17 protein-coding genes are annotated in these 15,077 nt (G+C 39.6%); 3 read left to right on the top strand and 14 right to left on the bottom strand.

The features are described 5' to 3' along the window. The first annotated feature begins 200 nt into the window (after positions 1–200). On the top strand, positions 201–782 hold the full coding sequence (locus SMA_RS02280) for a GA-like domain-containing protein (protein WP_014294025.1): 582 nt from the start codon (positions 201–203) through the stop codon (positions 780–782). 5 nt (positions 783–787) lie between these two features. Then, a complete protein-coding gene (locus SMA_RS02275) occupies positions 788–1,303 on the top strand; it encodes a YgjV family protein (RefSeq protein WP_014294024.1) in 516 nt (171 codons plus the stop codon). Positions 1,304–1,327: 24 nt separating this feature from the next. Here the strand turns inward: SMA_RS02275 and SMA_RS02270 are convergent, their stop codons facing one another. Then, positions 1,328–2,173 carry a DegV family protein gene (locus SMA_RS02270; protein WP_014294023.1) on the bottom strand — a complete coding sequence of 282 codons (846 nt, stop codon included), beginning with the start codon at positions 2,171–2,173 and terminating at the stop codon, positions 1,328–1,330. A 133-nt stretch (positions 2,174–2,306) separates the two neighbouring features. On the opposite strand from SMA_RS02270, the gene SMA_RS02265 reads away from it, so the two are divergent. Beyond that, on the top strand, positions 2,307–2,867 hold the full coding sequence (locus SMA_RS02265; RefSeq protein WP_014294022.1) for a TetR/AcrR family transcriptional regulator: 561 nt from the start codon (positions 2,307–2,309) through the stop codon (positions 2,865–2,867). Between the two features lie 52 nt (positions 2,868–2,919). Here the strand turns inward: SMA_RS02265 and SMA_RS02260 are convergent, their stop codons facing one another. The 13 genes from SMA_RS02260 to rimP all read right to left on the bottom strand — a co-directional run bounded on the left by SMA_RS02260 (position 2,920) and on the right by rimP (position 14,939). Continuing rightward, a complete protein-coding gene (locus tag SMA_RS02260; protein ID WP_012961437.1) occupies positions 2,920–3,732 on the bottom strand; it encodes a Cof-type HAD-IIB family hydrolase in 813 nt (270 codons plus the stop codon). A gap of 2 nt (positions 3,733–3,734) precedes the next feature. Then, the gene (locus SMA_RS02255) at positions 3,735–4,352 is read right to left on the bottom strand and encodes a trimeric intracellular cation channel family protein (protein ID WP_014294021.1); all 618 of its coding nucleotides are present in this window, start codon (positions 4,350–4,352) and stop codon (positions 3,735–3,737) included. 99 nt (positions 4,353–4,451) lie between these two features. Further along, the gene (locus tag SMA_RS02250; protein ID WP_003063427.1) at positions 4,452–4,655 is read right to left on the bottom strand and encodes a heavy-metal-associated domain-containing protein; all 204 of its coding nucleotides are present in this window, start codon (positions 4,653–4,655) and stop codon (positions 4,452–4,454) included. Positions 4,656–4,676: 21 nt separating this feature from the next. Next, entirely contained in the window at positions 4,677–6,926 is a 2,250-nt protein-coding gene (locus tag SMA_RS02245) for a heavy metal translocating P-type ATPase (protein ID WP_014294020.1), read from the bottom strand. 23 nt (positions 6,927–6,949) lie between these two features. Then, on the bottom strand, positions 6,950–7,381 hold the full coding sequence (locus SMA_RS02240) for a CopY/TcrY family copper transport repressor (RefSeq protein WP_014294019.1): 432 nt from the start codon (positions 7,379–7,381) through the stop codon (positions 6,950–6,952). Between the two features lie 141 nt (positions 7,382–7,522). Next, complete coding sequence (locus SMA_RS02235; protein WP_014294018.1) at positions 7,523–8,071, bottom strand: nucleotidyltransferase family protein; 549 nt, start codon at positions 8,069–8,071, stop codon at positions 7,523–7,525. A 12-nt stretch (positions 8,072–8,083) separates the two neighbouring features. Next, positions 8,084–8,626 carry an LOG family protein gene (locus SMA_RS02230; protein WP_014294017.1) on the bottom strand — a complete coding sequence of 181 codons (543 nt, stop codon included), beginning with the start codon at positions 8,624–8,626 and terminating at the stop codon, positions 8,084–8,086. Between the two features lie 111 nt (positions 8,627–8,737). Continuing rightward, the gene (rbfA, locus tag SMA_RS02225; protein ID WP_009853447.1) at positions 8,738–9,088 is read right to left on the bottom strand and encodes a 30S ribosome-binding factor RbfA; all 351 of its coding nucleotides are present in this window, start codon (positions 9,086–9,088) and stop codon (positions 8,738–8,740) included. Between the two features lie 685 nt (positions 9,089–9,773). Beyond that, on the bottom strand, positions 9,774–12,500 hold the full coding sequence (gene infB, locus SMA_RS02220) for a translation initiation factor IF-2 (protein ID WP_014294016.1): 2,727 nt from the start codon (positions 12,498–12,500) through the stop codon (positions 9,774–9,776). A gap of 19 nt (positions 12,501–12,519) precedes the next feature. Further along, positions 12,520–12,822 carry a YlxQ-related RNA-binding protein gene (locus tag SMA_RS02215; protein ID WP_014294015.1) on the bottom strand — a complete coding sequence of 101 codons (303 nt, stop codon included), beginning with the start codon at positions 12,820–12,822 and terminating at the stop codon, positions 12,520–12,522. Next, on the bottom strand, positions 12,815–13,111 hold the full coding sequence (gene rnpM, locus SMA_RS02210; RefSeq protein WP_003063410.1) for an RNase P modulator RnpM: 297 nt from the start codon (positions 13,109–13,111) through the stop codon (positions 12,815–12,817). Before rnpM ends, SMA_RS02215 begins: the two co-directional genes overlap by 8 nt. A 19-nt stretch (positions 13,112–13,130) precedes the next feature. Then, positions 13,131–14,321 carry a transcription termination factor NusA gene (nusA, locus tag SMA_RS02205; protein WP_039670487.1) on the bottom strand — a complete coding sequence of 397 codons (1,191 nt, stop codon included), beginning with the start codon at positions 14,319–14,321 and terminating at the stop codon, positions 13,131–13,133. Positions 14,322–14,405: 84 nt separating this feature from the next. Further along, on the bottom strand, positions 14,406–14,939 hold the full coding sequence (rimP, locus tag SMA_RS02200; RefSeq protein ID WP_014294013.1) for a ribosome maturation factor RimP: 534 nt from the start codon (positions 14,937–14,939) through the stop codon (positions 14,406–14,408). Positions 14,940–15,077: the final 138 nt, after the last annotated feature.

Below are 15,077 nucleotides of genomic sequence, written 5' to 3'. Positions count from 1 at the left end.
TTTTGTCAGTATAATCGTTTTAGGTTAAATTAGCGTAAATTTTTAGGAGAATGTCGAAAAAAATTAATGTGCTGTCATTTCTATGTTATAATATAGAGAGATGCTCTGTTAATCACAGAAGTTTAACATTATTTGACTTATCGAATAACGCTACGTTATTGAAGTAGTATCTAATTTTATAAAAAGGAAAAGGAGCTTTCATGAAAACCTCAAGAAGTGAAGTTACTTATCTCATACTTATCATTATTTTAATTGCTTTTGGAGCGGGTATTTACCTAATCTTTGGTAACAATTATGCCAGCACATCAAGTTCACAAACAACTACTGCTGTCTCATCTTCATCATCTACTAGCGAAGAAGATCTAGAAGCTAACGCAGAAGCATTGCTCGCAAAAGCACAAGCCAATCCTACGGCAGAAGCTATTACCAATGCCCAAGCAGCCATTAATAAACTTTCTAATGAAAGTAAAAAAACAGAATTACAATCACAATTGGATGCTGTCTCTGCTGAAGTAACCAATGAAAGCAATGCGGAAACAGCTGTTGCAACGGCAGAATCTGAACAAACAAGCGCAAATGTCACTGCGGCACAAGCAGCAATTGATGTTCTAACAAATGAAACCGTTAAAGACCAACTTCAGGCTCGTCTGGATGCTGTTTCTAATGCTATCGCAGTAGCAACTACACAAAGCAATACTACTTCAGGTGATTCAATATACAGCACTTACGATAATACTTATTCTGATTCGACTGTCACTAATAGCGATTCTTACGGATATTAATCATTATGTCAATCGGCCTTGTCTTTTCAGCCATTGGCGCAACTTGTTTAGCAATCTCATCTTTTGCCAAAACTAAGAAAAGCATGTTGAGTTGGCAACTGTCTGATTATTTCTTTACCATGGTTGCCAATTTTTTGTTGGGTGGCTATACGGGAGCTGTTTCTATCAGTATTTCTATCATTCGAAATACGCTCATGATTAAGAAATGGGATTCAATTTATACAACTGTTCTCCTCGTTATCATTCAAGTAACATTAGGCATTCATGTCAATAATTTAGGATTAATCGGCTGTTTACCTTTGATTTCATCAGTATCTTATACTATCGTTTCTTTTTTGACTGATAGGGTACAATGGCTTCGCTGGGTAACGGTTGAGAATATGCTACTTTGGTCTTTATACGACTTCACCATTAAATCCTATCCTGCTTTAGTTATGGACGTGGTCATCACAATTACAACACTTATTGCTATTAAAAAATACAGTGGCTTAAATCATCATACACAAAACACCCAAGACTGATATTCATCTTGGGTGTTTTGACGTTTATTTTGTTTCGTATCCTAATAAGATACCACCATCTTCACCATAGAAGCTACAAAGTCCTGAAGCTTTGATAAATGTGATATCGGCTTGAGGGTACTTCTCTTTGATTTTATCACTTAGCTGTTGGCAAGCTTTTTCATTGTTGGCGTGAGTAATCATGACTTTGCCACCTTGATAACCTTCTTTGAACATTTCATCGATTGTTGCTTGAACAGCTTTTTTCTGACCTCTTGCCTTGTGAAGAAGCTCTAAAGTCCCTTCGTCACTAGCTTTTCCGACCATACGAATGTTAAGAAGTCCGATAACTTTACCAATCAATTTGCTCAAGCGACCATTTTTCACCAAGTTATCCACACGAGCAAGAATAAAGAGTAATTTACTCTTAGCTTGGTAAGCAGTAATCGCTTCGACCACCTCATCAAAGCTGAGACCTTTAGCAATTAGACGGTTTAACTCTAAAACAATCAAGTCAATTTCACCGCCTGCAGATAGTGAGTCAATCACATGAATATTAACATTTGGGTGTTCTTCAAGAAGCATATTTTTAGCCACTTGAGCGCTGTTTTGACTTCCTGATAAATTTCCTGTAATCGTAATAGCAATGACATTTTCAGCGCCTTGGTAGGCTTGTAAGAAGGCATCTGGGCTTGGGCAACTTGATTTTGATGATGTAGGACTTGCATACATACTTGCCACCATATTATCGACATCTAACCCTTCATCATCCACAAAGATTTCTGAGCCAATCTGTATTGTTAGAGGGACATTTTGAAATTCTGTGTGGTCTGCGATAACTTCGATATGTTTAATATCACAGCCAGAATCTGTCACAATTTTCCAAGTCAAATCTCTTTTCCTCCATTTCTTTTGATTTTGATATTATTTGACAAACAAACTATTTTCTCCTAAAATTATATCATTAGAGCCTTTATCTTAGCTATCAAAAACAATCAGACGTCACAAGTGAGAGGATTTTGTCATGACGGAAAAAACAATTTCACAAAAATCCTTGCAAAATTTGCAGGTGTCCAACAAGGAGTCACGAAAATTAACGCGTGAATCACTTGAAACTGCGCTTTTACTTCTTCTTCTTGAAAAGAAACCACTAAATCAAATTACGATTTCTGAACTTGTCGCTAAAGCTGGCGTTTCACGTAATGCTTTCTATCGAAATTACAAATCTAAAGAAGCCATTCTTGAATCTATTTTAACGCAAATTGTTCGCCGTATTTTTCGAGGCATCAAAAATTTTAATTTAAAGACACAACTCTCCCAAGCGTGGCTTTTCATATTGACGGAGGCGAAAAAGGAAGCCAACGTTTTACGAATGATTTTTGAACAACACCTTGAAAAGCTATTGACAAGTATCGTTTCTAAACGCTTAAAAGCTTATCAACGTTTCAAGAAAAAGCATGATTCTCGCTACACTAATTCTTTCTGGAGCAATGCCATTATCTCGGTACTCTCAAACTGGGTAGCCGACGATATGCGAATTCCTGCCGAAGAAGTAGCCGCTATTGGTTTACCACTTTTCTTATAAGAAGAAAAAAATCCGATCAAATTTGGTCGGAGTTTTGTTTGTTATCTGATAATTATTTCAACACATAATCGTAAATGGCTTGGGCTACGCCTGCTTGGTCGTTGGTTGTTGTTTCGTAGCGGCAAAGCGCTTTGACTTCGTCAGTCGCATTTCCCATGGCAACACTGTTATCAGCAAATTCTAGCATTTCAATGTCATTAGCAGCGTCACCGATTGCCATTACTTCTGCTGGAGTAAAGCCAAGTTTTTCTGACAAAGCTTTAAGAGCCGTAGCTTTTGTATAACCTTTCGGCATAGCTTCAAAGATGTATTCTTGACTGCGCACCACGCTAAATTCAGCTGCCAAGGCACTTTCTTTGGCTTCTTGGAATGGGTCCAAATAAGGCGCTCTTGCCATATACATGGCTTGGAAGATAATTTCTGAACTAGCTTTCAGTTCATCAATGCTAACAGCTTTAGCTGTATCGAAAACAAGCCCTGCATCGTATTGAACCAATTCTGGCACTTCGCTTCCAACGGCATAATAATGTTTTTCGCCTGTCAATGTCAAGCAAACCTCTGGATAGTCTGCTAACACTTGGTCTAATTTGTCCAATTCATCATTATTAACTTGGGCATAACTGACAAGCTCCCAATTCTTAGTATTGTAAATGCTGCAGCCATTATTCATAATAATGTATTCTTCATCAGTCAAGCCAAGTCGTTCAAAATAAGGCAGAATTCCTGATTTTGGTCGTCCTGTACAAAGAACAATTTTCACACCTGCTTTAGCAGCTTCTTGAATAGCTTTGACATTTTCATCAGGAATTTTTTTATCTGAATTCAGTAAAGTTCCGTCTAAATCAATTGCAATTAATTTAATCATTTCTAAGTGACCTTCCGTTTAATTTTTGGCAAATGCCATTGACGCCAGTAATCTATCATACGTAAGATGGTCAGAATCAAAACAAGCAAATAATAACCCGAATCGTTATGGACGATTTTAAAGTAAATCGCTAGCGCTGCTAAAATTGACCAACCTGCATAAACTTCGCTTCGTAACACCCCAGGTTTTCGCCCTGCTAAAACATCACGAACAATACCGCCACCTGCACCAGTCAAAACTGCCGCAACAATGACTGCACTCAAGGGTTGATGCAATTTCACCGCATACATAGCTCCTTGCACGCTAAACGCCGCTAACCCGATAGCATCCGTCAACACTTCTGCCTTTCTCCAACCTTTATGAGTAATGAGATTTGGAAATACCATGATAAATAGCATAGCAACCAAGGCAAAATAAAATGCTTGACCTTGTGACCAAAGCGCACTAATGGGCAATCCTATCAAAAGATTACGAATGGCACCACCACCAAAAGCTGTTACAAATCCTAAGATAAACAATCCTAGAATGTCAAAATCTTCTTCCATGGCAACAATAGCTCCTGAAAGTGCAAAAGCAATCGTTCCGATAATACTTAAAATATCCCAAACATCTATTGTCATTTTCGTTCCAAATTCATTTTTTTCTTACTAGACTAGTTTATCATTTTTAACGCAAAAAAAAACAGCACTGAGTCTGTTTTTTTGATTTTTGAAATTCTTTTAAATTTCTTTTCCAAGTGTGAATTTTGTTCCCTTGAGTGCTCGTTTTAGGGAGAGCTTGAAAGGATTTCCTGTGACGGTTGCTTGTTTTTTATCCAAATCAACAACCACTTTTTCAACGCCACGAACAGCTGACAATTTTTCTGTCACTGTTTTGACACAACCTTGGCATTTCATGCCAGTAACTTCATACGTTTTTTCCATGTGAAACTCCTTTGTTTATCATTAATTCAGTTTAATATATTTTAGGCGAAGGGCATTGAGGACGACTGAAACTGAGCTAAATCCCATGGCAAGTCCTGCAATCATTGGATTTAACAGAGGTCCACCAAATAGGTATAATACACCCATAGCGACAGGAATTGCTAAGATATTGTAGATAAATGCCCAGAAAAGATTTTCCTTGATAATTTTAATCGTTAAACGACTAATGCTCAAGGCTTTCAGAACATCTGAGATTTCTGCTTTCATGAGAATAATATCTGCTGATTCAATAGCAATGTCTGTCCCAGAACCGACAGCGATACCAATATCCGCTACCGCTAAAGCGGGTGCGTCATTTATCCCGTCACCAACCATGGCAACCATTTTTCCTTGACTTTGCAAATCCTGAATGGCTTGCGATTTCTGGTCTGGTAGGACCTCGCTAATAACATTTTTGATACCAGCTTGTTTAGCAATAGCTTGTGCTGTCTTGCTATTGTCGCCTGTCAGCATGACAACCTCAATGCCTTTTTCTTGCAATTTAGCGACGGTTTCTTTACTGTCTGCTTTTAGCAAATCAGCTACGGTGATAAGTCCTAGTAGTTGTGCATTTGCCGAGATGTAAATCGGTGTTTGTCCTTTTTGAGTCACAGCCAGCACCGCTTCTTGACTAGCGGTCAAGTCAACCTGATATTTTTCCATTAACTTGCGGTTTCCGACGTAAACTGTTTGTCCGTCAATATCAGCCTGCAAGCCAAATCCTGTTAAGGACTTAAAGTTTGTGACCTCTGTCAAAGCTAACTTATCTGCGGATGCTTTTTCCACAATGGCTTGACTAAGAGGGTGTTCTGACAATTTCTCGATTGAGGCAACTTGTGCAAGAAGCTTATCTTTATCGCCTTGGTAAGCAAAAATATTAACAACTTGTGGTTTGCCTTGGGTGATAGTCCCTGTTTTATCAAAGACAATGGTATCGAGGTGGTGAGCATTTTCAAGGGTATCACCGCGTTTATAGAGGATACCATTTTCAGCACCGCGACCAGTTCCGACCATAATCGCTGTCGGTGTGGCAAGACCAAGCGCACAAGGACAAGCAATGACAAGAACCGCAATGGTAACTTGGAGAGCAAAGACAAAGGTTTGTCCCATAATCAAGTACCAGAAAATGAAGGTGACAAGCGCAATCACGATAACAGTTGGAACAAAAACACCTGCTACCTTATCCGCAATTTTCGCAATCGGTGCTTTGGTCTGCTGCGCATCCTCAACCAATTTAATAATTTGGGCGAGCAAGGTTTCATCACCGACTTTTTCAGCACGAATGGTTAGCGCCCCTTGTCCATTGATTGAAGCACCATAAACCTTATCCTCTGTGGCTTTCTCAACTGGGATACTTTCCCCTGTCAACATTGACTCATCAATCGCCGAGTGCCCTGAAACCACACTACCGTCAACAGGGATTTTTCCCCCAGGTTTTACTAAAATAAGGTCTCCAACGCGCACATCCTCAATCGCAACAGCTTGTTCCACACCGTCACGGATAACCGTTGCTTCTTTTGCTGATAATTTCACCAATTTTTGAATGGCATCTGACGTGCGACCTTTTGACAGCGTTTCAAAGTATTTCCCGAGAATGATTAAGGTCAAAATTACCGCAACTGATTCAAAATACAGCATATGCGCGTGGTGGCTATGCCCCAGTATAATATGATAAACACCGTAAAGGCTGTAAACGAAGGCAGCCGTTGTTGCCAAAGCAACCAACGAGTCCATATTAGGATGCCCTTTAAACAATGAGCGGAAGCCATTGACATAAAAACCACGTCCAAAATACATGACAGGAAGCGTCAAAATCAGCTGAATCAAAGCAAAGTTCAATGGGTGAGCTGACATGCTGATGATTTCTGGCACCCAAAGCCCCACCATACTTCCCATAGAAATATAGAGGAGCGGTATCGCAAACAAAGCTGATAAAAGAAACTTATGCCACATATTCTGTGTGGCTTCACTTTGACGCTTTGATTGACTCTTTGCCATTGTCGGGTCAAAAATGCTGGCGCTATAACCTGCATCTGCTACTGCTTTTTCAATTTCTTTTTCAATTTCTTTTTCACTGACTAAGTCAGGATTATAATTCACCGTCAATTTCTCCGTTGTTAGATTGACAACAGCGGAGTCAACATGGTCTAATTTTTTAACAGCATTTTCAATCGTTAAAGCACAAGTTGCGCAGGTCATTCCATCAATGACAAAAACTTCTTCTTTTGCCATTTATTTTCCTTTCCAATCTAACCCTAAGCACTCAAATGATCTTTACAGCGACATTGCCCAGGGATGCAATTGCACGGCACTTCTTCAAGTGCCTCTTCTTTTTTGGACAATAGCAGAGCTTGCAAGTCGTTAATATCTGCCATTGTCATCAGCGTTGTTTCCACGAGATGTTTGATAATTGCAGTATGCTTGCGCTGACAAAATTTATCAAAAAGCTCATCGGCTTGTCGATTAATAGCTTCTTCTTCAGAAACAAGTGCTGAATAAAGAAATGATTTGCCCGATTTCTGTGTTGCTAAATAGCCTTTATCCACTAGTCGTTTCAACAATGTTTTAACGGTTGAGGCTGTCCAGTCTGTCTTTTGCTCGAGAATTTCCAAAATCTGGCTGCTAGTTGTTTCCTCTTTCGTCCAAACAACACGCATGATTTCCCATTCTGCATTTGAAATTGACATTGTTACCTCCTTTAAAACAGTTTTGGTTTACGTTTGTAGGTTTATTATACGATTATAGTTTACACTTGTCAACAATAAAAGATAAAAAAATGAAACACATTGCAAAACTCAAAGCAATCTGTTTCACCTAGCGTATTATTCTTATTTATCAAGCAGTTGTAAGTTTGGCCATTTTTCCTGCCAATCTTTCTTAGCAAGGCGTTCACGATAGACCTGCATCCGTTTCTTATCTTCTGAAAAATGCGGTGTCGGTTGCACGACAAAATTAACAATATCGTCATCACCATAAGGCAAAAAAAGTTCCAACTCATCATTGTTCAATCTTGCTGCAATGGCTGTGCAACGCTCTGGATATTTGCTAACAGCATCTCTCGCATTTTGGTAAGGGAGCGTATTTGGACTATGGCTGTGCATATAAACCTGATTCTTGATTTCCCATTGATAGGCTGGGTAGCGCTGTTGAAGGCCTTGCTGAAGCGCCAGCGTTTCATCATAAGACACATTGGCATCATAAAAAACGACATCTAAATCACTTGCTTGTGCCAAGCCAGCTTTTCCTGACAAGACATTCCAAACATAGTTGCGTAATGTCCCAGATGCTAGCCAAGAATCTTGCAAATCCAGCTCTGCTATTACTCTAAGAATCCCCATTAACTCTTCATCTTGCACAAATAACGCTTGTAAATCCATGAATCCCATCCCTCATTTCTGATAACTACTGATAACCTCTTCTAACACTTGCAGACTATCGACAAAGATAACCTTTTTGCGGTCAGCTGTCGTTAAAAATCCTGCCTGCACCATCTGATTAAATTGTTCTTTGAGGCTATCATAGTAACCGTTCATGTTAAAAAGCAAGCAGGGCTTGTCGAGTTGCCCAACACGCGCCCATGAAATAGCCTGAATAATCTCTTCAAGTGTCCCTGGACCGCCTGGAAATGCGACTAAAATGTCGCCCTCTTCCATTAAGAGACGCTTACGCTCATCCATATCAGCAACAATTTGCAAGTGTGTTAAGCCTTGATGTGCCTTTTCACGTTTTTGCATAAAATCAGGCATGATACCATAGACTTTACCACCCTGTGCCAATGCCTTGTCCGCCAAAACTCCCATAAGTCCAGTTTTGCTTCCACCATAAACCAAACAATGGTCATGTTGAGCTAACCAATTCGCAAATGCGACAACTTGTTCGTGATAATCTGGCGTATTTCCCATACTTGAAGCCAAATAAACCGTAATATTCATCTTTTTTATTTCCCCATTTCAAAAAAAACACTTTTATTATAACACAAAAGAACCCGCCAATTAGCGAGTTCTTAATTGTTTTTCTATTTTAAACTGAAATGGAAAGCTATGTTATTTTTTAGCTTCCAAATCACGAAGCATTTGGTCAATTTTATTGCCGTATTCGATTGATTCATCTTTGATGAATGTCAAATCTGGAATTTTGTACATAGTCAAGTTGCGACCAAGTTCACGTTTGATAGTTCCTTTTGCTTTTTCAAGACCAGTTTGGGCTTTTTGATTATCTGACGCAAGTTCAGAGTGAATAGTGTAATACACTTTAGCCATTGAAAGATCTCCAAGCATTTGAACATCAGTAATTGTCACATCTTGAACACGTGGGTCGCGAACTTTTTTTTGCAAAATTTCGTTTACTTCACGTTTGATTTCCATACCAACACGGTCAACACGATGATTAGCCATAAAATATCCTTTCTAGTTATTTTGATATTTTTTATTTTTCTAAAGAAGTCTTTTTGATACTTTCCTTAAGTTGTGCGGACGGCAGGTTCAATAGTCCAGTGGACTATTGAAGGAATCCAAGAAATTCCATACCTAAGTTTTGAGCCTAAAGTCTCAAAACTTTCGAGTGGCCGAATTGTAGTAAATTCAGCCACTTTTACCACAGCGGTAAGTATCGTCTTGTTGCTCGCTTCGCTTGCAAATAATCAATCAATAGACAAGACTGGCAAATTTTAGAAATTATTTCATAAAAACTAAATTTGTTGATACTCTAAAGATAGCTACCACCGTGGTAAAACAAGACTGCAGTATATAGCTCTGTTTTTACTAGAGAATTCTTGAAAGCTAGTCATCAACTGAAAGTCTGCTAGAGCTTATCATACACCATTAGAGACTTTATTCTCAATGGTTGCGCAGTGGTTGACTGGCAGAGCTTATTTTGCTTCGCAAAAATTGCGACCAACCTAGTCAACTGTACGGGTGTAAGACGACGAACCTACTTTTTGGGGTTCTGTCTTACTCCCAAGCGTTTCGACAGCTAAAAATTTCAGTCGATAATACTGGAAGTTTTAGACTAGTATAACGTTTAGGCAATGCTCCATAGAGATTGCCGTACAAGTATTAGTTGCTTCAGCAACAATACTTATTAACGTTTAATTTCTTCCATAACATAAGCTTCGATGGTATCGTCCACTTTAAGGTCGTTGTAGTTTTCAATCATCAAACCACCTTCTTGGGCATTACCAACTTCTTTGACATCATCTTTGTAATGTTTAAGGCTGGCAAGTTTGCCGTCGAAGACAACGACACCGTCACGGATAACACGAACGCTTGAATCGCGAGTGACTTTACCGCTAAGCACCATGAATCCACCGATAGTTCCCACTTTAGAAACTTTGAATGTTTCACGGATAACAGCTTCACCAATGATTTTTTCTTCGAATTCTGGGTCAAGCATACCTTTCATGGCGTCCTCAACTTCTTCAATCACTTTGTAGATGATTGAGTGCAAACGAATTTCAACATCATCAGCTTCCGCTTGTTGACGAGCTTGCGGTGTAGGGCGAACGTTGAAACCGATGATAACAGCGTTTGACGCTTCCGCAAGAGTCACGTCAGATTCGTTGATAGCACCAACAGCTGAGTGAACAACGTTGATTTTAACGCCTTCAACATCAATCTTAAGGAGTGATGCAGCAAGGGCTTCGACAGAACCTTGGACGTCTGCCTTGATGATAACGTTAACAGATTTAACTTCACCAGCTTTAAGAGTATCAAAGAGGTTTTCAAGTGAGACGCGTTGTGTATTTTGACGTTGTTTCATCAAAGCGCGTTTAGCACGTTCTTCACCAGCTGCACGCGCAGCTTTTTCATCTTCATAAACCGCGAAGTGGTCCCCCGCCATAGGCACTTCGTTCAAACCAGTGATTGAAACCGGTGTAGATGGTCCAGCAGTTTTGACACGGCGACCAAGGTCGTTTGTCATAGCACGGACACGTCCAAATGTATTACCAACAACGATTGGGTCTTGAACGTTCAAAGTCCCTTGTTGAACAAGAAGAGTGGCAACCGCACCTTTACCTTTATCAAGACGAGCTTCGATAACGGTACCGATAGCACGAACTGTTGGGTCAGCTTTAAGTTCTTCCATTTCAGCAACCAAGAGAACTGTTTCCAGTAATTCTTCGATATTTTGGCCGAACTTAGCTGAGATTTCAACGAACTCAGACTCGCCGCCCCAGGCAGTTGAAATAACACCGTGTTCTGCCAATTCACCGATAACACGTTCTGGGTTGGCACCTGGTTTATCAATTTTGTTGATCGCAACGATGATTGGGACGCCAGCAGCTTTAGAGTGGTTAATGGCTTCGACTGTTTGAGGCATAACACCGTCATCAGCAGCAACAATCAAGATTGTAATATCTGTGATTGATGCACCACGCGCACGCATTGATGTAAATGCCGCGTGTCCTGGTGTATCAAGGAAAGTAATTTTCTTACCATTTTCAACAATTTGGTAAGCGCCGATATGTTGAGTGATACCACCAGCTTCGCCTGTAGCGACACGTGAATTACGAAGGGTATCAAGAAGGGTTGTTTTACCATGGTCAACGTGACCCATGATTGTAACAACAGGTGCACGTTCAACCATATTTTCAGGATTGAGGTAATCTTCATCTACGAAGAAGCGTTCGATATCAGCTTCGTCAACCTCAACTTTTTTATGAGCTTCAATACCATAATCAGCCATCAACAATTCGATTGTATCGCTGTCGAGGGATTGGTTTTGTGTTGCCATAACACCCATCATGAACAATTTCTTAACAATTTCAGCTGGCTCGCGTTTAATACGTTTTGCGATTTCAGCGACTGTCATACCTTCAGTATATTCAAATTCTTTAGGCAATTCACGGAACTTACGCTCTGTTACAGGTTTTGGAGCATTATTACGATTATTTTTACCTTTTTTGTTTTTCTTATTATTATTCCAGTTACTATTTCTTTGATTTCTCACTTGGTTTTGATTATTCCAGTTTTTTCTATTTTTATTCTTGCGCGGTCCGTCTTTATGCTCATGATTGTAATCATGTGATTTTTCAGAACGAACTTCTTTCTTACGACGTTTATCAGCAGTTGGTGCAGGACGTTCTGCCACCACAGTTTGTGGAGCAGGCGCAGTCTTTTTAACTACTGCTTTCTTTTCTTCAGCCTTAGCTTTTGCCTCAACACGAGCCTTTTGTTCTTGCTCTTTCGCAGCGGTTGCTTTACGCTTAGCATTTTCTTGCTCGTAAATTCGGTTTTCACTTTGACGTAAATACTCAGCATTTTGTTCAGCTTTTATGGCAGCGGCACGTGCTTTAAAGTCAACACGTGGTTTTACTGGTTGCTGACGGTTATCGTGGCGATTATCACGTTGATCTCTTCGATTATGATTTTGAGAATTACGATCGCGTTTATTTTGTTTACGATTATTTTGGGAGTTCCCTTGTCGATCATTACGATTTGAACGGTCATCGCGACGTTGGTCGTTACGAGGTTTTTTATCGCCACCATTAGCGCGTCTTTCAGCTTCGGCTTTGGCACGCGCTTCACGCTCAGCCTTAAAATTACGGCTTTGTGGTTTTGCTGGTGTTGCAGGAGTAGCTTTTGAAGCTTGTACAACTGTTTCTTCAGATGATTTTTCTACTTTAGGTTTAGCTGGAGTAGATTGAGGCTTATCTGAAAATTGTGCCACAATGCGTTTGACATCAGATTCTTCAACGCTAGAAGAATGGCTCTTAACAGCAAGTCCTAATTCTTGAGCACATTCAACAACTTCCTTGCTTGATTTACCCAATTCTTTAGCGATTTCATATAATCTTTTCTTTGACAATTGATGTCCTCCTATTCTTTTAGTTCATAAGAGTCCTCATTTTCTTTGAAAATCCAGTATCTGCTATGGCTACCACTTTACGCGGTTTTCCAAGAGCAGAACTTAATTCCAGTGTGTTAAACACTGTAGAGACTTCTACTTTATAATATTGACATTTATCAGTTGTTTTCTTTGTCAAATTAGCGCCAGCATCATTGGCTAGGAAAATAAGCTGTGCTTTTCCAGATTGAATCGCTTTGATAACTAATTCTTCACCAGAGATAACTTTTCCTGCTCGCTGTGCTAGACCAATCAAATTTGACAATCTTTCACGGTTATTCAAGACCCAACTCTCTTCTTTTAACTTTGTGATCGACGTAAGCAATTAATTCGTCATAAAATTCGTCAGGAACTTCCATTGAAAAACTACGATTAAACACTTTTTTATTTTTAGCTTGGATTGCTTCTTCATTGTCAAGCTTAATGTAGGCACCGCGACCGTTTTTCTTACCAGTCGGATCGATAAAAATCTCGCCTTCTTTGTTCTTAACAATGCGAAGCAAATCGCGCTTATCAATTACTTCGCCTGAAACAACTGATTTTCTTAAAGGTATTTTACGTGTTTTAGCCATCAAACACCTCTATCTTTCTTTATTCTGCGTCGTTTGCTACAACTTCAGTTTCAACAGATTCAGCTGCTTCTTCAACAGGTGCAACTTCTTCTTGTGCTACAGCTGCGTTTGCTTCACGTTCAGCTTCAAGTGCTTCGTATTCTGATGTAGATTTGATGTCGATACGGTAGCCAGTTAAATGAGCTGCCAAACGAACGTTTTGTCCACGGCGACCGATAGCAAGTGACAATTTGTTGTCAGGAACAACAACAGTCGCACGTTTGCTGTCTTCTTCGTCAAAAAGAACCATATCAACTTCTGCTGGCGCAATGGCGTTGTAGATGAATTCCGCTGGATCTTCAACCCATTGGATAACATCGATATTTTCTTCGATTGGCACTTCAACACCAGCTTTGGCATCATAACGTTTTGGATGGAATTTGCTAATCACTTTCTTGATGTTGCTTCCACCACGACCGACGATAGTACCGATAGCATCAACGTTTGGATTGTGGCTACGAACAGCAACTTTTGTACGGTCGCCGGCCTCACGTGAAACGCTCATGATTTCAACTGTTCCGTCAAATACTTCAGGAATTTCTTGTTCCATAATGCGTTTGATGAATTGTGGGTGGCTACGGCTTACAAAAACGTTGACACCTTTTGGATTGTTTTCAACTTTGTAAATATAAACTTCAATACGGTCATGTGATTTGAAGGTTTCACCAGGAATTTGATCTTGGTGTGATAATTGTGCTTCAAGCGACCCAAGATTAACATAGATGAAACGTTGGTCAAAACGTTCAACAGTACCAGTCATGATTTCGCCTTCGTGTTGTTTGTACTCATTGTAAGTTACTTCACGAATTTGACGGCGCATTTTTTCCATGATTGTTTGTTTAGCTGATTGAGCAGCAACTCGACCAAATTCAGCAACAGATTCTTCAAAACGAATTTTATCACCGAGTTCATAAGCTGAACTGATTTTCAACGCATCTGACAAACTGATTTCTAAACGGCTATCAAAAACTTCTTCAACAACTTCACGAACAGTGTAAACTTTAAAATCACCTTTTTTATCATCGAATTCAATAACACATGATTCAGATTGACCATAACGACGTTTGTAAGCTGATTTCAAAGACTCTTTCACAGCGTCAATGATGTCTTCTTTGTTAATGTGTTTTTCTTCTTCCAAAATACGGAAGGCTTCTAGCATTTCTTTGCTCATTGTTTTCATTGCTCTACATGGTCAGTAGAGCGTATCCTTTCGTCTATATCTAAATAAAATCAGATTGTAGTTTATAAATCTTAACTACAATTTCACTGCCAAACGTGCTTTTGCAACTGTCGAATGCGGAATTTCAACTGTTTTTTTCCGCGTTTTATCCAAATAATCAATGGTCAATGTGTCACCGTCAAAAGCAACAAGGTCCCCTTGGAATACCTTAACTTTATCAATCGCTTTGTAGAGACTAACATTGACATAAGAACCTACAGCTTTTTCAAGAGCTTCTTTCGTTTTTAACGGACGCTCTAAACCAGGGCTAGACACTTCCAACATATACTGCTCTGGAAATGGGTCTGGTTTAATCGCATCAAGCAAAGGGCTGATAATTTCAGTCAACTCTGCTGTATCATCTACCGTAATCCCTTCTGGCTTGTCAATTAAAATGCTAAGCACATAATCGCTACCCATTTTCTCATACTCGACATCAACCAATTCAAACGGCTCTTTAATAGCTGGTGCAACCACTTCTGTAACAACATCAATGATTGTATTTGCGTTTGCGATAAGAATCCCCTCCTTTATCTTCAAAATCAAAAATAGAAAGTTCACTACGCTCATTCACTTCTACGAAGTGGACTTGTAGCGTCTCATCGTAGAACTTTGCTCTTAATCTCGTGTAATCACTAGCCTTTTGGGCTAAAATGAGATTTAAGCACCACAAGAGGCGAAGTCACAAACTCCGCCTCCTTCTACATA

The organism is Streptococcus macedonicus ACA-DC 198 (assembly GCA_000283635.1).
In the GTDB taxonomy this organism is placed as follows: Bacteria; Bacillota; Bacilli; order Lactobacillales; family Streptococcaceae; genus Streptococcus; species Streptococcus macedonicus.
This window is presented reverse-complemented; position numbering and strand designations above follow the sequence as displayed.

Bases quoted from the DNA above. Each gene is read 5' to 3' on its own strand.
- SMA_RS02280 (WP_014294025.1), top strand. From the start codon at position 201: ATGAAAACCTCAAGAAGTGAAGTTACTTATCTCATACTTATCATTATT.
- SMA_RS02275 (WP_014294024.1), top strand. From the start codon at position 788: ATGTCAATCGGCCTTGTCTTTTCAGCCATTGGCGCAACTTGTTTAGCA.
- SMA_RS02265 (WP_014294022.1), top strand. From the start codon at position 2,307: ATGACGGAAAAAACAATTTCACAAAAATCCTTGCAAAATTTGCAGGTG.
- SMA_RS02260 (WP_012961437.1), bottom strand. From the start codon at position 3,732: ATGATTAAATTAATTGCAATTGATTTAGACGGAACTTTACTGAATTCA.
- SMA_RS02255 (WP_014294021.1), bottom strand. From the start codon at position 4,352: ATGACAATAGATGTTTGGGATATTTTAAGTATTATCGGAACGATTGCT.
- SMA_RS02250 (WP_003063427.1), bottom strand. From the start codon at position 4,655: ATGGAAAAAACGTATGAAGTTACTGGCATGAAATGCCAAGGTTGTGTC.
- SMA_RS02245 (WP_014294020.1), bottom strand. From the start codon at position 6,926: ATGGCAAAAGAAGAAGTTTTTGTCATTGATGGAATGACCTGCGCAACT.
- SMA_RS02240 (WP_014294019.1), bottom strand. From the start codon at position 7,381: ATGTCAATTTCAAATGCAGAATGGGAAATCATGCGTGTTGTTTGGACG.
- SMA_RS02235 (WP_014294018.1), bottom strand. From the start codon at position 8,071: ATGGATTTACAAGCGTTATTTGTGCAAGATGAAGAGTTAATGGGGATT.
- SMA_RS02230 (WP_014294017.1), bottom strand. From the start codon at position 8,626: ATGAATATTACGGTTTATTTGGCTTCAAGTATGGGAAATACGCCAGAT.
- rbfA (WP_009853447.1), bottom strand. From the start codon at position 9,088: ATGGCTAATCATCGTGTTGACCGTGTTGGTATGGAAATCAAACGTGAA.
- rnpM (WP_003063410.1), bottom strand. From the start codon at position 13,111: ATGGCTAAAACACGTAAAATACCTTTAAGAAAATCAGTTGTTTCAGGC.
- nusA (WP_039670487.1), bottom strand. From the start codon at position 14,321: ATGAGCAAAGAAATGCTAGAAGCCTTCCGTATTTTGGAAGAAGAAAAA.
- rimP (WP_014294013.1), bottom strand. From the start codon at position 14,939: ATGAGCGTAGTGAACTTTCTATTTTTGATTTTGAAGATAAAGGAGGGG.